At 69.6% G+C, this 23,898-nt stretch carries 15 protein-coding genes; 5 read left to right on the forward strand and 10 right to left on the reverse strand.

Translation table 11 applies throughout. The features are described 5' to 3' along the window. The first annotated feature begins 409 nt into the window (after positions 1–409). Both NBG84_RS35000 and ptsP read left to right on the forward strand, forming a co-directional pair. Positions 410–859 carry a PTS sugar transporter subunit IIA gene (locus tag NBG84_RS35000; protein ID WP_250923725.1) on the forward strand — a complete coding sequence of 150 codons (450 nt, stop codon included), beginning with the start codon at positions 410–412 and terminating at the stop codon, positions 857–859. A gap of 58 nt (positions 860–917) precedes the next feature. Next, positions 918–2,588, forward strand: coding sequence for a phosphoenolpyruvate--protein phosphotransferase (gene ptsP / locus NBG84_RS35005; protein WP_250923726.1), 1,671 nt, complete (start codon positions 918–920; stop codon positions 2,586–2,588). A 53-nt stretch (positions 2,589–2,641) separates the two neighbouring features. Here ptsP and NBG84_RS35010 read toward each other — a convergent pair whose 3' ends face one another. Both NBG84_RS35010 and NBG84_RS35015 read right to left on the reverse strand, forming a co-directional pair. Beyond that, positions 2,642–3,625: a hypothetical protein gene (locus tag NBG84_RS35010; RefSeq protein ID WP_250923727.1), complete on the reverse strand. Its 984-nt coding sequence runs from the start codon at positions 3,623–3,625 to the stop codon at positions 2,642–2,644. A 156-nt stretch (positions 3,626–3,781) separates the two neighbouring features. After that, positions 3,782–5,755, reverse strand: a complete 1,974-nt coding sequence (locus NBG84_RS35015; RefSeq protein ID WP_250923728.1) for an acetoacetate--CoA ligase — start codon at positions 5,753–5,755, stop codon at positions 3,782–3,784. A gap of 262 nt (positions 5,756–6,017) precedes the next feature. Between NBG84_RS35015 and NBG84_RS35020 the strand changes: the two genes are divergently transcribed. Then, entirely contained in the window at positions 6,018–8,378 is a 2,361-nt protein-coding gene (locus NBG84_RS35020) for a glycoside hydrolase family 31 protein (protein WP_250923729.1), read from the forward strand. A gap of 58 nt (positions 8,379–8,436) precedes the next feature. Here the strand turns inward: NBG84_RS35020 and NBG84_RS35025 are convergent, their stop codons facing one another. The 5 genes from NBG84_RS35025 to NBG84_RS35045 form a co-directional block, all read right to left on the reverse strand. Continuing rightward, positions 8,437–8,940 carry an NUDIX domain-containing protein gene (locus NBG84_RS35025; RefSeq protein WP_250923730.1) on the reverse strand — a complete coding sequence of 168 codons (504 nt, stop codon included), beginning with the start codon at positions 8,938–8,940 and terminating at the stop codon, positions 8,437–8,439. A 309-nt stretch (positions 8,941–9,249) separates the two neighbouring features. Beyond that, positions 9,250–9,852, reverse strand: coding sequence for a GTP-binding protein (locus NBG84_RS35030; RefSeq protein ID WP_250923731.1), 603 nt, complete (start codon positions 9,850–9,852; stop codon positions 9,250–9,252). Continuing rightward, positions 9,833–10,237: a DUF742 domain-containing protein gene (locus tag NBG84_RS35035; RefSeq protein WP_250923732.1), complete on the reverse strand. Its 405-nt coding sequence runs from the start codon at positions 10,235–10,237 to the stop codon at positions 9,833–9,835. The genes NBG84_RS35030 and NBG84_RS35035 overlap by 20 nt, the downstream gene beginning before the upstream one ends. A gap of 9 nt (positions 10,238–10,246) precedes the next feature. Further along, complete coding sequence (locus NBG84_RS35040; protein WP_250923733.1) at positions 10,247–10,699, reverse strand: roadblock/LC7 domain-containing protein; 453 nt, start codon at positions 10,697–10,699, stop codon at positions 10,247–10,249. After that, entirely contained in the window at positions 10,696–13,467 is a 2,772-nt protein-coding gene (locus tag NBG84_RS35045) for a sensor histidine kinase (protein ID WP_250923734.1), read from the reverse strand. The genes NBG84_RS35040 and NBG84_RS35045 overlap by 4 nt, the downstream gene beginning before the upstream one ends. Positions 13,468–13,991: 524 nt before the next feature. Here NBG84_RS35045 and NBG84_RS35050 point away from each other — a divergent pair. Continuing rightward, positions 13,992–14,432, forward strand: coding sequence for a hypothetical protein (locus tag NBG84_RS35050; protein WP_250923735.1), 441 nt, complete (start codon positions 13,992–13,994; stop codon positions 14,430–14,432). A 439-nt stretch (positions 14,433–14,871) separates the two neighbouring features. Then, complete coding sequence (locus NBG84_RS35055; protein ID WP_250923736.1) at positions 14,872–15,090, forward strand: hypothetical protein; 219 nt, start codon at positions 14,872–14,874, stop codon at positions 15,088–15,090. Positions 15,091–15,171: 81 nt separating this feature from the next. Here the strand turns inward: NBG84_RS35055 and NBG84_RS35060 are convergent, their stop codons facing one another. From NBG84_RS35060 to NBG84_RS35070, 3 genes are all read right to left on the reverse strand, one after another. Continuing rightward, the gene (locus NBG84_RS35060) at positions 15,172–20,394 is read right to left on the reverse strand and encodes a hypothetical protein (protein WP_250923737.1); all 5,223 of its coding nucleotides are present in this window, start codon (positions 20,392–20,394) and stop codon (positions 15,172–15,174) included. Positions 20,395–20,448: 54 nt separating this feature from the next. Further along, positions 20,449–21,357: a hypothetical protein gene (locus NBG84_RS35065; protein WP_425608759.1), complete on the reverse strand. Its 909-nt coding sequence runs from the start codon at positions 21,355–21,357 to the stop codon at positions 20,449–20,451. A 169-nt stretch (positions 21,358–21,526) separates the two neighbouring features. Continuing rightward, positions 21,527–23,053 (reverse strand): hypothetical protein, encoded by a 1,527-nt coding sequence (locus tag NBG84_RS35070; RefSeq protein ID WP_250923738.1) that lies wholly within the window; start codon positions 23,051–23,053, stop codon positions 21,527–21,529. Positions 23,054–23,898: the final 845 nt, after the last annotated feature.

The following is a 23,898-nucleotide window of genomic DNA, read 5'->3' on the forward strand; positions in this document are numbered from 1 at the left end:
GCGTTTCCAACCTTACCAGACCGTTTTCTCATTCCGTTTCCGGACTTCGAATTCAATCCAACACCTGATTGGAAGGGCTTTTGCCTTTCGGCTGATCCGAACTTTACCAGCCCTTTTCCGGCTTCCCGACCGACGCTCCGCAGACATGCAAAACACCGGGCCGGTTTGGGTCTCAGGTTGGTAAGTCGCCGCCGACCTCAGACGCAATGTCATGTTGGGGCCAGGCAGGGGTACGACACTACCTGGCACTGAGAGGCGGAGGCAAATCGCCTCCGAGGTACCACCTACGCCACCAAACACTAGCTATCAGTCTGAACTAGGACTTCGCATGACATACGCTGCTGAACAGTACGTCGTCTGATACGGGCAGTGACGGCGTTCAACCGAATCTCCGCCTCTGGGAGGCCCCATGACCACAGTGACGTCCCCGATTGCCGGACTTGTCATCGGACTCACGGCGGTACCGGACCCGGTGTTCTCCGGTGCGATGGTCGGCCCGGGTACGGCCGTAGACCCCGTGCGTGAGCCTTCGGTGGCCCTGGCTCCGGTCGACGGCGTTGTGGTGTCCCTGCATCCGCACGCCTATGTCGTCGTGGATGGCGAAGGGCACGGCGTACTGACGCATCTGGGCATCGACACCGTCCAGCTCAATGGCGAGGGCTTTGAACTGCTCGTCAACAAGGGTGACACGGTGAGCCGGGGGCAGGAGATGGTGCGCTGGAACCCGGTCGCCGTGGAGGAGGCCGGTAAGTCCCCCATCTGCCCGATCGTGGCTCTCGAAGCCACCGCCGACTCGCTGACCAACGTCCGGGAGAAGGGCGATGTGAAGGCGGGGGACGAACTGTTCGGGTGGCAGTAGCGGCGGGGCAGCATCCAGTACGGCGGCGCAAGTCGTCGCTCAATCGGAGACGGGTGACATGGAGACAACTCTGCGAGGCGTCGGTGTGAGCCACGGCGTGGCGATCGGCGAGGTCCGACACATGGGCACGGCGGTGCTGGAACCGCCCGCGAAGCAGAACCCGGCGCAGGACACCGGGCGGGAACAGGGCCGTGCCCGCCAGAGTGTGGAAGCTGTGTCCGCTGATCTGATCGCCCGGGGAAACCTCGCCGGCGGCGAGGCGCAGGCGGTCCTGGAAGCCCAGGCCATGATGGCGCAGGACCCCGAGCTCATGGCGGATGTCGAACGCCGCATCGCCGTGGGCAGTACGGCCGAGCGCGCGGTCTATGACGCGTTCGCTTCGTACCGTGCCCTCCTCGCAGGGGCAGGGGAGTATCTGGCGGGGCGGGTCGCCGACCTGGATGACGTACGCAATCGCATCGTGGCGCGGCTGCTGGGAGTGCCGATGCCTGGCGTACCGGACAGCGACGAGCCCTATGTGCTGATCGCCCGCGACCTCGCGCCGGCGGACACGGCTCTGCTCGACCCCACCTTGGTGCTCGGCTTTGTGACCGAGGAGGGCGGGCCGACGAGCCATAGCGCGATTCTGGCGCGGGCTCTCGGCGTTCCCGCCGTGGTGGCGCTTCCCGGTGCCGGAGAGTTGGCCGAGGGAACGTTGATCGCCGTCGACGGCAGCACCGGTGAGGTCTTCGTCGAGCCGAGCGACGAGAAGCGGGCTGCTCTTGAGCGCGCCGCTGCCGAGCGGAAGGCGGCGCTGTCGACTTCCAGTGGGCCGGGTACGACGTCGGACGGGCACAAGGTGCCGTTGCTGGCCAATGTCGGTGGTCCCGGGGATGTGCCGGCGGCTCTGGAGGCAGGTGCGGAAGGCATCGGTCTGTTCCGTACCGAGTTCCTCTTTCTGGACGACAGCAAGCAGGCTCCTTCGGAGGAGAAGCAGGTCGAGGCCTACCGCCAGGTGCTGACAGCTTTCCCGGAGGGGCGGGTGGTCGTGCGGGTACTGGACGCGGGCGCGGACAAACCGCTTGACTTCCTGACGCCGGTCGACGAGCCGAACCCGGCCTTGGGTGTGCGAGGTCTGCGGAGTCTGCTGGACCACCCCGAGGTGCTCCAGACCCAGCTGAGCGCGCTGGCAAAGGCAGCCGAGGGGCTGCCGGTGCATCTTGAGGTCATGGCACCGATGGTCGCGGACCGCACCGACGCGCGGGCCTTCGCGGAAGCGTGCCGTACGGCGGGGCTGCGAGCGAAGTACGGCGTGATGGTGGAGATCCCGTCCGCCGCGCTACGGGCGCGCTCCCTTCTCCAGGAGGTCGAGTTCCTCTCACTCGGCACCAATGATCTGGCGCAGTACACCTTCGCGGCCGACCGGCAGGTCGGTGCCGTATCCCGGTGGCAGGATCCGTGGCAGCCGGCGCTGCTCGATCTGGTGGCGTTGTCGGCGGAGGCGGCCAAGGCCGAAGGGAAGAGCTGTGGGGTCTGTGGTGAGGCAGCGTCCGATCCCCTGCTTGCCTGTGTGTTGACAGGGCTGGGTGTGACATCACTGTCGATGAGTGCGGCGGCCATTCCCTATGTACGGGCGACACTGGCGAAGTACACAGTGGCTCAATGTGAGCGGGCCGCGGCCGCGGCCCGCGCCACCGACACGGCCGATGAGGCACGCACCGCCGCGCGGACAGTGCTCTCCGGCGAGTAGAGCGCGCTCCATCCCGGAGGGGCCCTGCCACGGCGGGGCCCCTCCGGCACCCCCTAGTGGTGGGTCTCCGGATCGTCGATGGTGATGCCGAAGCCGGCGCGGTACTCGACGCCCGGCTCGGGTGGGAGCGGATCGCCCGTCTCCGTATCGGTGCAGTAGGCGCTGAAGACCTCGGCCTCGGTGAGCGGAAGCAGACGGCCCTGGTGCAGTCGCCAACCGTGGAGGTGGTCGGGTGCCTCCGGACTCCTGGTGCGCAGGACCAGTCCTCCTGCGGTGCCCAGGGCGATTCCGGTGGCGAGGACGCTCACGAATTCCGCCCCGTCGGACGTGTCGAGCTCCATGGCGTGCGGCGGGGAGTCCTCGGTGCTGGCTGCGTGAAGTGAGGCGAAGAGTTGTTCGCTGGGGGCGGGGACGCTGCATACCAGGTGGTGACTGCCGGGACCGGCTCCTTCGAGCAGGCGGCCCAGCATCCGGGACGCCTTTTCAAAGGCCGCTCGGCCGATGTCCTGCCCGCAGTCAGCGCACTCTCCGATATCGGCGAGGAGCTTGGTCGCGTACTGCCAGGTGGCCTCGCGGACGGATCGTTCGATCAGCTGGGGCACCAGACTGTCCAGTGCCTCTCCGCTATAGGGGAGGGTGCCGAATCGCCCCGCGGCGTCAGCCGTGTAGCGACTGCGGCTGAGTGGGGAGTCGGGGTCGATTCCCTCCTCGGAGCAGAACGCGCTGAAGTCGTCCGGGTCGAAGAGGACGACGGTGGTGTGCAGATGGCGGGATGCCAGGGATCGCAGCAGGACCTGGAGCTGGCGAAGGTAGTCAGTGTGATCGTCGAAGGCGAAGGTGCGATATCGGCGCATGGCCGCGAAATCCGAAGCGTCGGCCAGCACACCGATGGTGCTGACGGTCTCCTGACGCAGGGCGCGCCGTGGCGATGTCTTGTTCCGAGGGCGGTCGCCGGTGCGGCGTGGGTGGCCGCCACGGCCGCGACGCCTTCTGGTGGTGCGTTCGGTGCGGCTGCCGGATGTGTTGTCGTACGCCATTTCTCCCCCTGCGGTCTGTCACTACTGATGACTCACCGTAGAGGGCGCCACTGACATCGGTCCTCGTACCCGCGGCTGAGGACCTGCCGGACTGCCTTGCCCGCTGTTTCGTCGCGTCGCCGGAGCCTGTGCGGCGGCGGGATCGCAGGGGAGCCTTCATGCCTTTCTGGTCCGCCCGAGTTCTGCGTAGAACGAGAGCAGTTCGGCGTTGTCGACGGAGCCGGGGTTGACCGCCTTGGCCAGGGCGATGCCCTGGAGGAGGCGCTTCACCGGGACTTCGAGGCGCTTGCCGGTGAGGGTGTGCGGGACTGCGGGGATCTCGATGATCTCGTCAGGGATGTGTCGAGGGGAGAGCTCCTCGCGGATCGTGCGCTTGATCCGGTCGCACAGAGCGGCATCGAGGGTCGCGCCGTCGGCGAGGTGGACGAAGAGGGGCATCCAGTAGCCACCGTTGGGCTCCTCCAGACCGATGACGAGGGATTCCCGGATCTCCGGCAGCCGCTCGACGGCTTCGTAGATGTCCGCTGAGCCCATGCGTACGCCCTGTCGGTTCAGGGTGGAGTCGGAGCGGCCGTGGATGACCACGGATCCCCGCTCGGTGATGGTGATCCAGTCGCCGTGGCGCCAGACCCCGGGGAACATCTCGAAGTAGCTGTCGCGGTAGCGGCTGCCGTCGGGGTCGTTCCAGAACCGGATGGGCATCGACGGCATGGCTTTGGTGACCACCAACTCGCCGACCTCGCCGATCAGCGGCTTGCCGTGGGGGTCCCAGGACTGGAGGTCGGTGCCGAGGCAGGGGGCCTGGATCTCTCCGATGTACACCGGGAGGGTGGGTACCGCTCCCGCGAAGCAGCTGCAGACATCGGTGCCGCCGCTGACCGACGCGATCCAGATGCCATGGCCGACCTCGTCCCGGATCCAGCGGAAACCGTCGGGTGGGAGCGGCGATCCGGTGGTGGCGACGCAGGCGATGCGGGAGAGGTCGTGATCGCGCGCGGGGTGGACCTCGGCCTTGCCACAGGCCATCACATAGGCGGCAGACGTACCGAAGAAGGTGGCTCCGGTGCGCTCGGCGATGCCCCATTGGGCTCCGGTCTCGGGGTAGCCGGGGCTGCCGTCGTAGAGGACGACCGTGGTGCCGGTGAGAAGGCCGGAGACGAGGAAGTTCCACATCATCCAGCCGGTGGAGGTGTACCAGAAGAAGCGGTCTTCCGGGCCGAGGTCGCAGTGGAGGGCGAGCTGCTTGAGGTGCTCCAGCAGGATGCCGCCCTGTGAGTGGACGATGGCCTTGGGCAGCCCGGTGGTGCCCGAGGAGTAGAGGATCCAGAGGGGATGGTCGAAGGGAACCTGCTCGAAGAGGGGCTCGACGGTGTTGGCCGTGATGTCGGACCAGTTGAGAGCGCCTTCGGGGGTGTCCTTGCCGAGCAGCGGGATGTTGATGACGGCGCGCACGGTGGGCAGTTCCCCGCGCAGTTCGGCGACCGTGTCGGTGCGGTCGTGCTCCTTGCCGCCGTAGCGGTAGCCGTCAACGGTGAAGAGGACTACGGGTTCCACCTGCTGGAAGCGGTCCAGGACGCTGCGGGCGCCGAAGTCGGGGGCGCAGGAGGTCCAGACACCACCGACGGCCGCGGTGGCGAGGAGCGCGGTGACGGCCTGGGGGATGTTGGGCAGGTAGCCGCTGACGCGATCGCCGGGGCGGACCCCGATGGCGCGGAGTTCAGCGGCGACGGCACCTACCTGGCGGCGGAGTTCGGCCCAACTGACGGGGGTCTGTTCCTGGGTCTCGTCGACGTAGAGGAGCGCCGGGTCGGCGGGGCGTTCGTCGGCTGCCCGCAGGGCGTGCTCGGCGTAGTTGAGCGTGGCGCCGGGAAACCACCGGGCGCCGGGCATCGCCGGGTCGGCGAGGACCGTCTCGTAGGGGGTGGCGAAGCGGACGTCGGACCATTCGGCGAGGGCTCGCCAGAAGCTCTCCAGCTCATCCACGGACCAGCGGTGCAGGGCTGGGTAGCCCCCCTCAGCGGGGGCTCCGTGGTGGTCGGCCGCCCATGCCTGGAAGCGGGTGATGCGCGCGGTGGCGATCCGGTGGGGATCCGGTTGCCACAGGGGCGTGGGGTTCGCTGCTGAGGTCATGGGGTTCCGCTCCCGGGGGCTGTGCGCGGTGGGGGGTGCCGGTCGGTGTCCAGTCGTGGTCCGGGTACGCGCGCGCGTGACTCGGTTGACAGGACGATGCCATGTGATCGTCCCTCGCACCAGGGCGCTCTCCGCCAGGCGCGGAGGAGGGACGCGTTCGGGGCCGGCGGGGTCCTTTGTGCTCTCGCTGGGTGTATTTGTGCGGGTGAACCGGGGCGAAACAGCTCCGCGCATATGCCGGGCCGGTGGCAGGGTGAGGTGTATGGAGTGTCGGGGACTGGTGCGCGGGGTGCGGAATCTGACGACGCCCCGGGGAGTGCGTGCGCTGCTGTCGGCATGGCGGCACCGCCGGTTGGACTCTCGGGAGCTGCCGCCGCGGGCTGTGCAACGGGCCAGGGTGCCGGGAGCGCTGGTGGGCGCGGAGCCTCTCGCGGGTGGTGGGGTCATCCGGTTCGCCCGTTCTGAGCTGCGGATCTGTGTGGTGGCGGGCGGCGCGGTCTTCTGGGGCTGGGACGGGGCGGGCCCCGAACCGTCGTACGCGTTGGCGGGTGCTCCGCCGGAGCCGGATCAGCGGGCGACCTTGGAGCCGGACAAGGACGGCGGTTGGCGTGTGGTGTCCGAGCGGGTGATGGTGCAGGTGTCGCGGATGGGCGCGGTGGAGATGCGTACGCCTGGTGGGGTGGTGCTGCGCCGGGATCTTCCGCCTCGCTGGTGGGAGTCGGCGGCCGGCGGGCCGGCTCGGTGGATGGTGCGGTCCGAGGTGGCGGCGGACGCGCGCTTCTTCGGTCTGGGCGGCCGGTCGTCGGGACCGCGGCTGCGGGATGGGACGTACGGTCTGTGGAACACCGATCCTGAAGGTTCCCTCGGTCCCGGTGATGACCCGCTCTCGATCACGATGCCCGTTCAGTTGGTGGTCGCGGATGCGGGCACGCACCTTGCGTTCCATGACAATTCCTGGGGTGGGAGAGTCGTGCTGCGCGAGGGTGCGGAGGGTGCGGGTTCGGGCCATGACCGGCTCGGGAGCGTCGAGATCCGGATGGACGGCGGCCCGTTGCGCTGCTGGGTGGTGGTGGGGACGCCGGCCCGGGTGTTGGCCCGTTGGGCCCGGTTGACGGGGGCGCCCGCCGCGCCGCCTTCCTGGGCGCTGGGGTTGCAGCACGGACCCCGGGGCGCCACCGGCGAGCGGGACGTGCGGCGGATCGTGGCGGGCTATCGGGAGCGCGGGTTGCCGCTTTCCGCGCTGCATCTCGATGTTGATCACTATGACGGGCACCGGGTCTTCACCGTCGACCGGAAGCGGTTTCCTGATCTGCCGGCACTGGCGAGGGAGCTGGGCCGGGACGGGGTGCGGCTGGTCTCGGCCGTCGGTGCGGCGGTGAAGGTGGAGCCGGGGTATCCGGTCTACGACAGTGGGGTGGCGGTGGGGGCGTTCGTAGGGGACGCGCGTGGCGGCGAGGTACGGGGTGCGGCCCGGCCGGGTGAGTGCGTCTATCCGGACTTCACTGATCCGCGGGTGCGGAGCTGGTGGGGGGCGTTGTACGAGGAGCGGTTGGCGCAGGGGTTCTCGGGGGTGTGGCATGACGTGAGTGAACCGTTCTCCGGTACGCCGTTCGGTGGCAACGCCTGGCCGCGGTCGGCCCGGCACGCGTTGGAGGGGCGTAGCGGTGATCATCGTGAGGCCCACAACGTGTACGGCCTGGCGATGGCGCGAGCGGGCTATGAGGGGCTGCGACGGCTGCGGCCCGATGAACGCCCGTTCCTCTTCTCCCGCTCGGGCTGGGCGGGGCTGCAGAGATACGGCGGGACCTGGTCCGGTGATGTCTCGACGGGTTGGCCGGGACTGCGGGCCTCGCTGTCCCTCGTCATGGGCCTGGGGCTGTGTGGGGTGCCTTACTCCGGTCCTGATGTGGGTGGGTTCGATGGGGTTCCATCGGCCGAGCTCTATCTGCGTTGGTTCCAGCTCGGTGCGTATCTGCCGCTGTTTCGCACCCGCGCGACGATGGCCGCGGGACCTGGGGAGCCATGGGAGTTCGGGCCGTTCGTCCTGGAGCACGCGCGGGAGGCGCTCGTGGAGCGGGAGCGGCTGCGCCCCTACTTCGTGACGCTGGCCCAGCAGGCGCGACTGACCGGAGCCCCCTATGTCCGCCCGTTGTGGTGGGGCTACCCGAAGGACAGGGCGTTGCGTGCGTGTGAGGACGCGTTTTTGCTGGGGGACGCGCTGCTGGTGGCGCCGGTTCTGGACGCGGGGGTCGAGCGCCGGCCGGTAAGTCTGCCGCGAGGCCGTTGGTATGACACGGCGACGGGGCGGGCCTACCAGGGGCCGGGTCAGGTGGTGGTGGATGCTCCGCTGTCCCGGATTCCCGTGCTGGCGCGGGGCGGCTCGGTGGTGCCGGTGCGGGGCGCGGACGGGGCGACGGAGTTGGAGGTGTGGGCTCCGGCAGCCGGGCGTAAGGGGGGCGGTGTGGTGGCGTCGGGCAGTGGTGACGGGTGGGGACGGGCCGAAGTCGAGCGGTACACGACCCGACTGGTCGATGGCCAGGTGAGGGTGAAGCAGATCAGGGGAGATGGAGCGGGGCCGCCCAGGCGACCGGTACGGGTGCGCGGGCTGGGTGCCGGATCGTAGCGGGGCTGCTCGGTGAGCTGGCCAATGCCTCAGCCGAGCTGGCAGGACCGGGTGCCACTCATTCGTAGCGGCCCATGAACCATCTGCGTACCGCGATGGTGTGCAGCGGGAAGGCGAGCTCCGTCGGGGTGCGCAGCAACTGTCGGTCCGATGTCTCGTCCGTAGCCGCCATCGGTGGCAGTTCGGTGTGCTGACGGATGGGCAGCACACCGAAGAGCAGCAGATGGCCGGCGGGCGCGCTCATCGCGTCCGCGAGGCGGACTTCGCTGGCGGCGGCTTCGATGCCGGTCTCTTCCTTCAGTTCTCGGATGACCGCGTGCTGCCACGCTTCACCGAAGTCGATAAAGCCACCTGGTAGGGCGACTCCGCCCAGGGCCGGTTCGATGGCGCGGGTGATGACGACCAACCCCGTGCCGTCCTTGTCGCGTACGGGCTGGAGGGCAACGGCGACCGGAAGCGGATTGCGGTATGCGGTGGATCCGCACGCCGAACAGGTGCGGGGCCAGTCGGTGCGGGAACCGTACGGTGCTCCGCAATTGCCACAGAAGGAGTCGTTAGGCACCTCGCGGACTGTAATCGATCGATTGGTGCGCCGTGGGCGGGAACGGAAACTGATGGCTGGTACGCCCTCCGCCCCTGGTACGCCCGTCCCCGCGCAGGGTCACGGTCCGCACGGGTTGGCCCGTCCCGGCGCAGGGCCGTGAACCGCCTTTCTCCGCCGTCGCCATCGCGGGCGGCGACTGCTGGGGCTGGGCCGCCGGCTTCGGCAGGGTCCATGCGGTGGTGACTCGCGCCGGAACCGTCGACCGCATGGCCCGTACCCCGGTTCGGTGGGAGTACGGGCCATGTCGTCGCAAGGAGCCGCGTCGGTCTAGGTGGTGACGTGGGGACGCTGTCCGCCTACGCGGGCCAAGGCGTGTTCCACCACGGACACCAGCACCATCTTGGCCGACTCGCGCTCACGTGCGTCACACAGGAGCAGCGGCACCTCGGAGTCCAGGTCGAGTGCTCCCCGGACGCTCTCGGCGGGGAAGCGGTCGGCTCCCTCGAAGCAGTTCACGGCCACGGTGAAGGGGATACCGCGGCGCTCGAAGTAGTCGACCGCCGCGAAGGAGTCCTCCAGGCGACGGGTGTCGGCCAGCACCACCGCGCCGAGCGCGCCCTGCGCGAGTTCGTCCCAGAGGAACCAGAAGCGGTCCTGGCCGGGGGTGCCGAAGAGATAGAGCACCAGGTCGTCGCGGAGGGTGATGCGTCCGAAGTCCATGGCGACCGTGGTTGTTGTCTTGTTCTCCACTCCCGCCGTGTTGTCGACCGGACGGCCCACTTCACTGAGGGTCTCCTCAGTGCGCAGGGGCTTGATCTCACTGACTGCCCCCACCAGGGTCGTCTTACCGACGCCAAATCCACCCGCGACCAGAATCTTGAGGGTCACGGGTTCGACGGGTCGTCGGCTGCTAGAGCGCCCGAAGACCATCAATCACCTCGCGGAGAATACTCACATCCGGCAGTTCGGCCGGCGGAACGGGACGGGTTACATGGACCAGCTCGTCCTCGACGAGATCGCCGACCAGGACCCGGACCACCCCAACGGGAAGATCCAGAGCGGCCGCGAGTTCGGCGATCGACTGCGGTGCTTGACCGCAGAGTTCAACGATTTCGACATGCTCGGGTGAGAGTGACTGATCCCGGCCAGGATGATCGGCCGCCGGCTCCGTGACGACCAGGGCGATGAGATCCATCCGGTGCTGGTTCACACTGCTCGTTCGACCACGGGTCATCGCGTAGGGGCGAACGACCGGGCCGGCATCAGCATCGAAGAAATGGTGCGGGTGCTGGGCGTGATGAGTCGATTCACTCATGCCAAACCCTCACCCGCCGGGGGCGTGACCGGTCCGTGGCGCGGTGGCGAGGTGGACTCCAACCCGCTTGACCATGAGCGTCATCTCGTACGCCACCTGGCCCACATCCGAATCGGCGTCGGCGAGTACGGCAAGGCAGCTGCCGTCGCCGGCAGCGGTGACAAAGAGAAAGGCCTCGTCCAGTTCAACGACGGTCTGGCGGACCTGACCCGCGTCGAAGTGCCGCCCGACCCCCTTGGCGAGGCTGTGGAATCCGGAAGCGACGGCGGCGAGATGTTCGCTGTCCTCCCGGGTCAGCTCACGGGAGGTGCCGGTGGCCAGTCCGTCGCTGGAGAGCACCAGGGCCTTGTGGATACTGCCGACTCGGTCCACCAGTTCGTCGAGCAGCCAGTTGAGTTCGCCCGATCCTCTCGTGACCGGGCGGGCGCCTGAGGCGTTCGCTGCGGTATGCGGTGCGGTCATCGACCGTCCCCCTCTGATGTCGTTCGTGGTGCTGTCTGACCGGGGCTGTTGCCGCCGGCCTGGGCGGCGCCGTCCACCCCGTGTGCGTTTCTGAGGCGGCCCCGCTGCCAGCCTCGTTGCATGGAAGCCATGCGGTTGCGTACTTCTTCCGCGTCGCGTTCGACTTCCCGTGCCGTCTCCCTGGCCGGGGTCCGTTCGGCAGCGGCGTTCTCCCTGAGTTGGGGGGCGAGACTCGCCTGGCGCACCCGGCGGGGCAGACCGTCGATCCGCGCGGGTGACGTCCCTTGGGCCCCGGGGTGGGAGGTGTCGGTTCGGTACGCGCGCAGGGGTTCCTCGGCGCGTGCGGATGTGGCGGCCGGGTGGGTCCGGCCCTGGTCGTCCACTCTGCGGCCGTGGTCGGTCACGAGGGTGGGCGGTTTACGACGCGGCAGCGGCACGGTTTCTGAAGTCCGTTCCGGCGCCGGGTCCAGCGCCTGTTGGTGCTGTTCGTCGGAGATGGCTCGACGGGAGCCACGAGCGCGTGGGCGGAACATACCGCTGTTGTCGCCCCCGTTGTCACCAAAATCGCCGACCTCGGATTCGCTGCGGTCGGATTCACTGAGGTTGGGGAAGCCAGCGAAGGGATCGCGGGAGTCATGGCCACCACCGGCTCCCACGAGTCCATCGCCACGGACGTTGCCCCCGTGGTGTGTCCCCAACGGACCCAGATCGGCGGCGCCCTCAAGGTCGGCCTGGCCGTCGAAGAGCGCGGGCAGGTTCCTGCGGCCGGGGCCGGAGAGCGCGGAGAGCGCCGTCAGTTTGCCGTCGCCGCCGCGTCGGCCCGCCTGCGCATCGCTCTTTCGGTCGAGGCGGAAGCCCACGCCCCGGGTCTCTGGTGCGTCGGTGAGCAAGGCGGCGGGAATGAAGACGATCGCCGTCGTTCCTCCGTAGGGAGACGGCTGGAGCGAGACCCTGACGTTCTGGCGTTGCGCAAGGCGGCTGACGACGAAGAGACCGAGGCGGTCGGTGTCCGAGAGTTCGAACTCGGGTGTCTCCGCGAGGCGCAGATTGGCGTCGAGGAGGAGTTCAGGGGCCATGCCGAGGCCCCGGTCATGGATTTCCAGAGTGAAGCCGTTGGCGACGCGCTCGCCATGCACCTGCACGGCCGTGTGCGGCGGCGAGAAGACCGTGGCGTTCTCCAGCAGTTCGGCTATGAGGTGGGTGAGGTCGGCGACGGCCGGGCCACCGACACCGATGCGCGGCAGCCTACGCACTTCGATGCGCTCGTAGTCCTCGACCTCGGCGACCGCGGCCCGCACGATGTCCATCAGCTGGATCGGCTTGCGCCACTGCCTGGAGGGGGCCGCGCCGGAGAGGATCACCAGCCCCTCGGCATGTCGCCGCATCCTGGTGGTGAGGTGGTCGAGACGGAAGAGGTCGGCGAGCTCGTCGGTGTCCTCGGTGCGGCGCTCCATCGCATCGAGGAGGGTGAGCTGCCGGTGGAGGAGCACCTGATTGCGGCGGGCGAGATTGACGAAGACCTCGGAGACCCCGCGGCGCATATCGGCCTGCCGGACGGCGGCTTCGACGGCGGCGCGCTGAAGGGTGTTGAGCGCCTGGCCCGCCTGGCCGATCTCGTCCTTGTCGTACTCCAGGCGCGGTGCTTCGGTCTCCACATCGACGGTCTCGCCGCCGGCGAGTCGACGCATCACGCTGGGCAGTCTGACCCCGGAGACCTCATGGGCCTCCTTGCGTAGCCGGGTCAGGTCGCGGATGAGCGCGCTACCGATGCGTACGGAGACGACGATCGACACCAGCAGCGCGAGGAAACCGACCACGCCGGCGACGCCAGCGAGGATGAAGACGTTGTACGCGGCGGGGGCGACGCGGTCCTGGTAGCGCTCGCCCGAGGCCTTCGCGGTCTCCCGCAGCTCGTCGAGGACCGGGGTCGCCGCCGACTGCCACTCCTTGGCCTCGGCCTCGCTCGCGTCCCTGACCGATCCCTCTTCGATGAGGCGTTCCTCGGCGTCGCGCAGGGGTTTGGTCTCGGGGCTGCGCCAGAGCTGTAGGTACACCGCCCGCTCCTTGGCGGGCATGGCCTCCAGATTGAGCTCGTAGTACAGCTCGCGGTTGGCGACGAAGTCGGAGAGCTGGCGGACCTCCTTGGAGCTGACCTTGCCGGTGGCCAGGGCGGAGGCGATCAGGGCGTCCTCGCGGGAGAGCAGTTCCATCGCGCGGGAGAGACCGACGAGGCCTCGGCCCTGGCGTTCCATCTCCTCGTCGTGCAGGGCCTGGAGGGTGGTGAGGAAGCCGAAGCCGGGGTCGACGATGCGGTTGTAGAACTCCAGTGCCTCACCGCGCGAGACGGCAGCCGACTCCACGGAGCGCCGCAGGGCGATGAGGCCGTCGAGGCCCTCCATGAGGGAAGTCAGCTTGCGCTCGGTGTCCGAGCGCAGATCGTCGCGGACATCGGGCTTCGCGGCATTCCTGGTGATACGCGCGACCGCCCGGTCGGTGGCCACGCGCGTCTCACGCAGCGCGGGCAGCGCTCCGGACGCCCGGCGGTCGGCGAGATAGATCAGCGTCTGGCGTCGTTCTTCTTGGATGTCGTGGAGCGCATCGGCTACCGGTTCGCCGATCTCCTCGGCGACAGAGCTGGCCTTGAGAAGCTCGCTGGCTTCCTGACCAGTCAGTACCGTGGCAAATCCCCACAAAGCAGTGAGAGAAATAAGCGGCACCAGCATCAACGCCACGATCTTCCGGCGGATGGACTTCCCGCGAAAGCGCATGGCCTCCCCCTGCTCAACCTCGCCCGGTCTGGGCCAAGTTCCGTCAACAAACGGCGTGAGCCTACTACTGCCACACAGACAACTCGAAGACGCGTCCGGACGATTTTCGGCCTACGGGGGGCGAATCGATCGCAGGTTGTCCCGGTATTCAAGGAGTTGGCATTCCCGGCGTGTCGTGCTGCGGCCAGGGGTACGTCACCTTCTGGACAGCGGTAGATGGCTGGAATTGTTCGCTCTTGGGCCAGTGCTAGGGAATCATCCGGGCTCGTCATTCGTCATGACATACGGGGGTTGTGCGGAGTCGTGGGGCTGTCCGGCCCAGGTGATGCCCAGCCCCCTCGCCAAGTCCGGTGGGTCGCGGGCGGTTTACCCGACCGCCCTCCTTCACTGGACCATCCCGCTCCGTTTGCCGGAGGGGGCGCAGGGAAGATGCAAGGCTGGAGTAAAGACGAGTAAAGGCGTGAAAATCGGGCAGCCACCCTGAAGCCGGACAGACATGGGGGGCGTGGGGAGTGAGTACAACCATGGATACGGATGAGCGCCGCGGCGAGCGATGGGCAACAGGCCCTACTCCGATACCGCGGCAGCTCTGGGTAGAAGAGCCGACAACACGCAGACGGATGGCCGATCCGGTGCGCACAGCCGCGGTCCGGGCGGTGCTCATCGTGGCGCTGACCCTGATTCAGGCGATGGTCGCCTTTCTCTCCACCTTGGCAGGCTCGTGGCTAGCCTTTCCGATGGTGCTCAGCAGCGTCGCCAGCACGGTGGTGGCGACCTGGGGGGTGCTCGATGTGTGGGTGACCCGCCAGGTGTGGAACCAACGCAATGGCGTGATGTCGGAGCCGAGCAGCAGCGCACGGCAGTTGCGGCGTGAGCGCCGCCGGGCGCGGCGGGTGGCACGAGCAGAGGCTCGTCAGGGCGCTCGTATACGGCGACGGGGGCCCGGGCGACTCTCCCGGGCCTGAGACTCTCCCGGACCTGAGACTCTCCCGGGCCTGAGCGACGGACGGTACGCGGAGGGAGCCAGGGTTCGCGCTGGTGGAAGGCCGACGCCAGAGCGCCTGAGCTGGCGGGAAGAGCACCGCGAGCGGTGCGGCCGCGGGGTCGGCCATGGGCCCCTGGCCGCACTGGCACCCGGTGCTCCGAGGCTCTGGTGCCCTGCTCTGCCAGCGGTGAAGGTGGCCCGAGGGCTCCTCCAGCGGTGGCCTCGGTCCGGCGGGGACACCCGGTGCGCCACAAGGGCTTCGTAGAGCAGGCCCCTGACGGCCACAGCGTGGCGCGCCCGCAGAATCCGTCTGACGCAGGCTCGTCGCCCCGCGAGGAACAGAGAAGAACAGATCCGTGATCGCTCCCGTGCTCGCGGTTGGCCTGGCCGTGCGCGCTCGGCCGTACGGTTCATCCGCCATGCCGAGCCAGCTGTCCTCGCCAGATGTTCTCCATCGCTGCTTCGGCCCGTATGTCCATGTCACCGAGCAGACCGCACCACCCAACGCACCGCGTCACCGGATGTGCCCCGGAGTTGGCCAAGGCAACCCCGTCGAAGGGGCCACGGCGGCAGTGAACAGCTTCTACGTCCTGGCGAGTGTGTCAGGACAGCTGGAGACCTTCCCTGACCGCGGCTGACCGGCAGGGCAGGTTCAGCCGTCCCATTGAGCCGGCGCGCGGTGTACTGCCTCCGCCCGTCCGCCCATGAGCCGTGGCTCGCTACTTCCTGGTGGACGAGGCGGGCGCCGACTGGTCGGCGGTGGCGGAGCTGCGGCGGAACATACGCGTGGCGGTGATCTCTCCGTGCACGCTCTCGTCCGAGGGGTCCTGTTGCGGCAGACCAGGGCGCAGATGCTCCTCGACGCTGATGTACTTCAGCCCGGCTCGAAGGTCGGCGTCATTGCGAAGCCGAATCACCAGGGGGAACTCCGCGAGCGCGGTCGTATCGAACAGCCCTGTCGTATAGAGCAGCTGAACTCCCAGGGCGTCGGAGACCGCCCGCTGGAGCTCTAGGAGATAGGTGGCGTTGGCCCGGCCGATGGGGTTGTCGAGGAAGAGGGTGCCCGCATGGCGATGGCGGTCCCGTCCTCGGTCATTGCTGCGCAGAGCCGCCATCGTGCAGTACAGGGCGATGGCGGCGGTGAGGAGCTGACCTCCGGAGAAGACATCACCCATCTGTCCGACGGGGACTCGCTCGGCCCGCAGCACCGCGTCCGGTTTAAGGATCTCCACGGCGATGCCCTTCGGTTGCAGCGCCGCTTGAACCCCCCGGAGCAGCAGTGACATGCCGTCCCTCCGGCCTTCGCCGTACGCGGCCGTGGAGTTCTTCCGCACCGCGGTACGCGTCGCCTCGTCGATCACTTCGCCCAGGCGCTCGGCCAACGTCGCATGATCGGGCTCCTCAAAGCGGATGCGGAGGAATTCCTGGCCCGACCACTCCCCCAGCCCCTCGGGCAGTCTGGACAGGCGTTGGGCTGAGCGGAGCGTCGCCAGTGCGGACTCCACCAGCCCGCGCAGCCGGTCCACGATGGTGTCACGGTTGCGATCCAGTTGCTGGAGCTCATCGGTGAGTACGCGCAGCCGAGGGGCGAACGCCTCGGCCCACTTCGCCGCGTGCTCGGGCAGTGCGGCAGCGGGCAGTTCGCGGATCTGCTGGCGGGCGGGGGTGCGCACCTGCTCGTAGCGGGTGGAGTTGGCGTGGCGCACCAGCACATCGCTCGCCTCGCGTACGGCGGCTTCGGCCGCGGATAGTTCCGCTGCGCAGCCGCGTAGCGAACGACGGGCCTCAGCGGCGGACTGCCGGGCCTCGGGAAGACTGCCGGGATAGGACTCGACGGTCTCGGCCGCCGACTCCTCGTCATCGCGGTCTCGCAGCAGGTCGCGCAGGAGCGCTGCGGTCTCCTCGAAGCCGCCAGCGGCGTCCTCGGCGGCCCGATGGGCCTGGAGCAGACCGGTGTGGGTGTCGCGAGCCGTCGCCAGAGCATCGGTGCCCAGGGCGAGTTCGCCGGTGGCGCTGCGCAGGAGGGTCTGTGCCTGCGCGGCGTCGGCGGGAACGAGTTCATCGGGGAGACGGGTGTGGGACTCGGCGTCGGCCGGGGCCAGCCGCTCGGCTTCACCGCGCAGCCTCCCCAGTTTCTCGCTGGCTTCCGAAGCGCGTGTCTCCAACATCTGCACCAGCGACTCCGCGCGTGCCGCAGCCGCCTGGCGGGATGGTCCGTCAGCGCCGTCGGTGCCCTCCAGCAACTGGGCGGCCCTGGTGCGGACCTTGTTGCTCAGCCGATCGAGGTCGGTGAGGGAGGCGCTCTCATCGCTTTCGGCGCGGGCCTGCTCGGCACGGAGGTCCGCGCCGACGCCGACCTTCTCGTACAGCTGTGAAGCCGTGCGATAGGCCTCGCGGAGCTCGGGCAGCGCGGCCCGGGGGGCGTTGGGGTCGGGCTGCGGGAGGCTCTCGGGCGCGCCCGCGATTTCGGCGCGCTCGGCTCGCAGGGCCCGGGCCGTCCGGCGGGCGTCGTCGCCCGCTCGCTGGGCCGCCCGGCGATCCTCGTCGGCGGCCTTCGCCCGCTCCAGGCAGACCGTGGCGCGGGCTTCGGATTCGGCGGCTTCATCGGCCAGTTCGCGCAGCTTGACCTGCCAGCCGGCCCGTTCCCGCAGACGGTAGGCCAGTCCGGCCAGCGCGTCAGCCGCACGGCGGGCGCGCTGGGCCGCTTCCTGGCGCTCCTCGCGGACGCGGGCGGCGTCGGCCGCGGCGTCGTCGACCTCCGCGCGTACCGTACGGGCCTCGGTCAGCTCTGCCTGCGCTTCCTCAGCGAACTCGCGGGCGGTCTGAGCGGCGCGGGCGAGCTCGGCGAGCATTCCGGGAGGGCAGTCAGCGCGCCAGGAGGCAAGGCGCGCGGCAATCGAACGATCACCCGCGAGGCGGGCCGCCAGGGTTCGGATCTCGTCATCACGGGCCGCCGCGCGTGCCCTGAGGGTCTGCCGTTCTTCGTCGGCGGCCTGCTCATCGTGCATGGCTGGGTTAGGCGGGACGAGAAAGACGCTGGTCGCGGCCGGGTGGTCGTCGGTGCCGGGCGCTGGTACGGGTGCGAGCAGCGCGGCGGCGGTGCCGACGGCCACGGCCGAGCGGGGTAGCAGTGCGGCGCCGGTGAGTGCCTCACGAGCTCGGTCATGTGACGCGGGGTCGGTGATGACGACTCCGTCGACCAACTCGGGCCGAGCGCTCAGCACGGCCGCGTGGTCCACGGGGTCGACCGCCTGGGCGAGGTAGCGCCATCCGGGGAGCGCGGGGATGCCGTGCTCACCCAGGTATTCCACGGTGGCGAGGACATCGGGGCTGGGGGGCAGCAGGCCGCCGTCGCCGAGGGCTCCCAGGATGCGTGCGTCGTCGGCGGCGACGGTCCGCAGTTCGAAGAGCTGGCGCTCGGCGGAGGTGACCTGTTGGTCGAGGAGCTCACGCAGCTCTTCCGCGTAGCGGTCCAGTTCCTCTGCGGAGAGCGGGCTTGCGGCAGGGCGCGGTGCGGGGTGGCCAACCGTTTCGGAGCGGTGTCGCTTGCGCTCTCGCCCGGTGTGGATGGGGGTCTCGGCCGCCGGGGGGTACTCGGAGACGTCCTCGGCGGCGGCGGTTGAGGTGTCGGCGCTGCCGGTTGGGGCGTCTGTCGACATATGGACCGCGCGCGGGGGGCCGGCGTGGGTGGATGGCGCGGGTTCGTCGAGCGCGTCCTCCTCGGGGCAGGGGTCCGGGTCGGCTGCGCCGTGCTGTCCAGCCGTGGGTTCATCTGGTCGGGTGCGGGGCCCGGAGGAGCCGTCCGTGGCCCCTTCTGGAGCGGCTTGGGCCGATTCAGGGGTGACGGGATCGCGGTGGGCGGTGTCCGCTGCCACGGCGGATGATGCATCGGAAGGCTCTGTCCCGGTGCCGGATCGGGCGCCCGTAGCCGTGTCCGCGGCGGTCGGCCCCTGTCTGTCGACCGCTGGGGTCGGCCCGTCCGCGGAGGCGTCGGGCAGCGCCGGGGGGCCGTCGACTCTCGCGTGCACCGCGCCCGGCTTGCGGGCGTCGGCCGCGACGGTGCCCTTGCGGGGCGACGGCACAGGTGTGGCCACCGGCGCCGGCAGGCTCAGCAGCTCGGCCAGCCGATGGTCTTCGGCGATGGAGGCCGCGGCGCGACGTTCTGCCTCGTAGGTGTGCTCGGCCGCCCGGGCCGCGTCGGCCGCGCGTGCCGCGGCCAACTCGGCCCGGGCCTCGGTCGCCGCGGTTTCCTTCGCCCGGTCGGCGGTTGCCTGTCCGGCTTCGCGGGCGGCGTCCCAGGCGGCGACGGCCGCCTTCTCGGCGTCATTCGCGGCCAGTGCCGCCCTGGCCGGGTCGGCGTCCGGAGCCGTGTCGTCGAGCCAGCCGGCCCGTACCGCTTCGGCTGTCTCCTGTTCGACCTCGGTCAGGCGTTGGCGTAGATGGCCGATCTCGCTACGGGCGCGCTGGGTCTCGGTGGCCGCGGCGGTCGCGTCCCGGTGCGCGGCTTCCCCCATCTCTTGGAGGGCGGCGGAGCGTTCTTCCTGCTCACCAGCGAGTTGCTCACCGCTTTCCGCTGCCGAGTGGAGCGCGCGGACGAGGTCAGCGGCGGCTCTGGCCCGGGCTGCGAGGGCGGGGGCCGCATCGCGCTCGGCGTCTTGGATCGCGGCGGCGACCCTGGCGCTGCGGTCGGCGGCGGCCCGGTGTCGTAGGACAGCCTCGGTGGCCTGCCAGGCCAAGTGCAGGGTGCGGGCGTCGCTGAGTTCGCGGCGTTGGGCGGCGGCGCCCTTCTCCGCGACGGCCAGGGCGAGCGATGCGTGGCGGTAGGCCAGCTCGGCGGCGATGAGCGAGCTTCGGCCGCGCCGCTGCTCGGCCTCGGTGACGGTGTGCGCTGCGGCGGTGACCTGCGCGGCGAGGTCGGTGGTGCGGGTGCGCTCCACCACGGCGCGGGCGGAGAGCCGGCGGGCGAGGGTGCGCGTACGTCGCTCGGAGCCGGTGTGGATCTCTCGGGCGCGGCTACGTGCTTCGGCGGCTTCCACGATCCGGCCGAGCAGATCGACGGAACCCGCGGTGAAGTCGCGTTCGGCGGTGAGTTCGGCACGTCGGCCGAGCTTGTTGCCAAAGCTGCTGACGAGGTCGGCGAGACCGTCGGTGTCCCGGGTGTCGGTGACCGCGCGCAGCAGGAGATCGGTGAAGTCGGAGTCCTTCTTGACGGCGAAGAGTCCCGCCGCCTCGCCTTCGTCCGCGTTCATCTCACGCTGGTAGCGGAACAGTTCGGGGTCGAGGCCGAGATCACCGAGATGCTCGTTCCAGCGGTCGTGGATCTCCTCCCAGGAGACTTCGAGATGCGGATACACCTTGCCGGCTTCGGTGATGGCGTCCCGGAAGCCCTTCATCGTGCGGCGACGGCCACGGGCACCGGATGCACCATCGGTCGAGGGGCGCATCGCGGTGGATTCGGCGACCGGGAGTGAGTCAAGGCTGAGGCCGGGGCCGGGGCGGAAGGAGTACCAGGCTTCGGCGAACTTGCGCGGGTCGTTGGAGACCTGGCGCCCGCGCCACTCGCTGACCTTGCCGACGACGATCAGTTCGCCGGTGAGGGTGTGCTGCCACTCCAGGGCGACATGGCCGCAGTCGTCGGCGAGGAGGAATTTGCGCAGTACACCGGAGCTGGCGCCGCCCAGGGTGTTGCGGTGGCCCGGCAGCATCACCGAGAAGATCAGTTTGAGCAGGACCGACTTCCCGCCGCCGTTCTCCAGGAAGAGGACTCCGGCGGGGGCGGGGCGGCGGGGCGGGCCGACGGGCTCTTCCTCGAAGAACTCCGCCTGGGCAGGGGCGGGATGGGGTACCGGCGCACCCACTCCGCGTAGATCCAGCACGGTGTCGGCGTAGCGCGCACCGGCGGGCCCGATGGAGTAGAGGCGAACGCGGGACAGCTCGTACATGGCGGCGGACTCTCGTGGTTGGCAGGCCGGGTGGGGGGATGGGGTCGACGGGTGTCAGGTGTGGAAGGGGAGCCCGGCGTCGGCGACTAGCTCCAGATCGTCGGCCTCGGACGGCGGGACGAGGGTGGCGGTGCCGTCGCTGATGGGTACGACGCCGAGTTCGAGTAGTTCGGCCATGGCGGCGCTGCCCGCCATATCGCGGACTTGAAGCTGGTAGCGGGCGGTGGTGCGGTAGGCGCCTCCGGCGTCGTCTCCGGTGCGCTGGAGGAAGCCCGATTCGGTGAGGAAGGCGACTGCCTTGCCGATGATGCCGCTGGTCGAACCGGCGAGTCTGCGGGCGTCCTTGGTGGCTCCGGTGGCGCTGCGGCGGGCGTAGATCCGCCAGGCGGACTCCAGGCCCGGGGCGTCGGTGGCGGGGTCGGTGTTCTGGCCCTGGTCCTCGGCGCGCTCTTCAAGACGGCGGCAGGCCTGTCGTACGAAGGCTTCGACGCCGTTGACCGTGATGCGGCCGATGTAGCCGTCGTCGGCGAGGTCTTCGGGGCGGGGAAAGGACATGGTGGCGACGGCCAGATGGGCGAGACCGTGCAGAAACCGGTCGGCGGAGTCGACGGCTGCTCGACGGGCGTAGTCGCCCATGCGGACGGCGAAGACGGAGTCCTCCGCGGCGGCCAGCGCCATCCCGGCACGGGGGGAGACCTCAAGCACGATCAGCCCCAGACCGGTGGCGACAGCGTCGGCGAGCCGGGCGAAGGCTGTCTCCTCTCGGTAGCGGCGGAGTAGTTCGGCGTACTCCGCGTCGCGTGCGGGCATCAGTTTGGGCTGAAGCCCGCAGGAGACGAGGCGGGCGGCGTCGGCCGCGTCGGCGGGGGTGATGCGGGGACCGCCGGCGGCTGCGGGGTCGGCGGGCACTTCACCGGTGTCCGAGGCACGCCAGGGGTCGCGCTCGGCGTGAGGGTCGGTCACTTCGGTGACTCCTTCGGACGGGGATGCGGACAGGTTGGGGAGGGCGGAGGGCCGGCCGGGTCTCTGGTGGTCAGCCGATGGCTCGTCATCGGAGGGGAGCGTCGGACCGCCGCCGTGCGGGGGGATGGGGATATCGCGTGTGGTCCTGCGGGCGGCGCGCTGTGGCCACTCATGCGGCCTCCGCGCGGTCCGCGGCCATCCCGGCCGCGTCCAGGAGGGCGGTGCCCACGATCAGATCCGCGCCACCGAACTCCGGATCGGCCAGCTCGGTGCCGTCGTCCACGGCGAACAGCAATCGCTCCTCGCCCTGGCGATAGGCGGTGCCCACAGGCGGGCTGGCCGCGTGGACCGCCAGGAGCGCCACCAGATAGGGCAGTTCGGGGTCGATGCCACGGGCTTCGGCAAGCAGGCCCGAGAGGCGGCGCGGGGCATCGTGTTCCAGATCGAGCAGTCGCAGGGCTCGGGTGAGCTGCTCCTCGCTGAACCGGCTGTCATCGGGAGTCGCGATCAGATCGGGCTCGGGCATCTCGGCGCCCAGATGCTCGCGCTCCAGGGGTGGGGTCAGCAACATGTCGACCAGGTCCCCGACCCTTACCGACGACGGCGTGCGCAGTCCCGTGCCGCGGGCGAAGAACGCGTCGGTGACCTGGATCGCGCCCTCCAGCGGAAGCGACAGCACCGGGGCCATCAACTGTCCGTAGAGATCGAGTCCGGTATGGGTGGTCGGCCGGGCGAACGCCTGACGGTCCTGCTCAGCGCGGAAGAGCGGACCGGCTTCCAGCAGCCTCGACTGGAGCTGGGTGTGACGGCGGATGCAGTCCTTCACGATGTCGACCAACTCCGCCGCACGACGCCTGTTCTCGGGCTCCTCGGCCTCGTCACGCGCCTTGCGGATGTTCGTCAGGATCGCGTTCTCATGGCGGTAGCGGTCGGCGACATGGTCGAGGGCTTCGGCGATCATGTCCGGGACGGCGTTCAACCAGTCGACGGCGCGGACATTGCGACGGGTGGCCTCCAACGTACGGCGGAGGGTCTCGGCATACTGCACGGTGCGGTATCTGGCCTGCTCGGCGGCGAGCTGGGCGTCCGCGAGCTTGCCTCGGCTGATCAGGACCTCCAGCTTGACCTCCGCCGCGATCTGCGCGCTGGTGACATCGGTATCGAGGGCACCCACCAGGACGTTGACCGCTTCATCGGTGGTGCGGAGATAGACACTGCCGCCGGGGCCCGGGACCTCCTCGATCAACTTGAAGTCGTAGTCCCGGCGGATGTAGACGCCATCGGGTCCGAAGGTGCCGTACACCGCGCGGAATCCTCGGTCGACGCTTCCCACGTTGATCAGATTCTCCAGCACCCAGCGGGCGACCCGCTCATGCTCGGACACCGGTCGCGCCGGGGCCTGCGCGGCAACCCTGGGCAGAAGCCTGGCCACTATCTGGTCGTGATCCGCGCCGGTATCGAAATCCATGTGCAAGGTGATGAGGTCAATGGCGGAGAGAGCCACCTCCGCCATGGCGTAGACCGTGTACTCACCGGCGAGATTGGCCTTGCGGGCGTCCAGATCGTGCAGCGGCGCGGTGCACGCGAGCGCGCGCAGGCGCCGCGCGAGCCCTTCGTCGGCGGCCGGGCCCAGCGCGAGCCGCGGCCCCACGCTGAGCTGGGGCGGAACGAAGTCCGTCGGGGCTGGCGAAGTCACGTTGCACAGACTAGGTCCTCGCACTGACAACGGTCGAAACGGCGCAGAAGCGACCGCCCCACAGCGGCGCCGCGGCTCGGGCGCACCACTGACCCGGGTAACGGTTCAGACTGCCCCGGAACAAGGGAACAGCCTTGGCTCTCGTCCTCCAACACCAGGTGTGCGGAGGTCTCGACCCGGCGTTCACGGGCGTCTTCGAAGTAGGCCGGTGGCCGTTCCGCGCCAGCGCCGTCTCCCGAGCGCAGGGGTTTTGCCGCAGTCGCGGACGAGGCAGGGCTGGTGGAGGTCGCGCGGGTTCTCGACCAGGTGGAAGGCGAAGCTCAGTTCGGCCGGCACGCCATGCGACAGTTCCCGGTGCGGGCACTGCCCCGGGGAGGGCGACCAGCCCCACGGTGGAAGTGGGCGTTGGCGGTGGAGACGCCCGTCCAGTCGGCCCTTGCGCCCCGCGGACGACCGCCTCGAACTGCCCGAGCGCACAGGGCGGCCCATCGATGCCGTGGACTACGGCGCACCCGACGGCTGCGGGGTGCGGCAGCGGTCAATGGCGCCCCGCACGGCCAGCGGCGGCACGAAACCACCGCGTCCGAGTTCACGGACCAGGAGACGTTCACGGGTCGGTGACGTTCACGAGTCAGGAGACGTTCACGGGTCGGTGACGTTCACGGGTCGGTGACGTTCACGGGCCAGTGGTCGAAACCCCTCCCGCGAGCTGTCATGGGAGACGAGCAAGAGCCTTCAGCCCGCAGGTCCGCTCCATGGAGCGATGGCGGGCATCGATGTGCCCGATGCCACCCGAGGACCTCGACACGGCGGCCGGACAGAGTGCCATGATGCCCGCAGTGCAT

The organism is Streptomyces albipurpureus (assembly GCF_023701525.1).
Lineage (GTDB): Bacteria > Actinomycetota > Actinomycetes > Streptomycetales > Streptomycetaceae > Streptomyces > Streptomyces albipurpureus.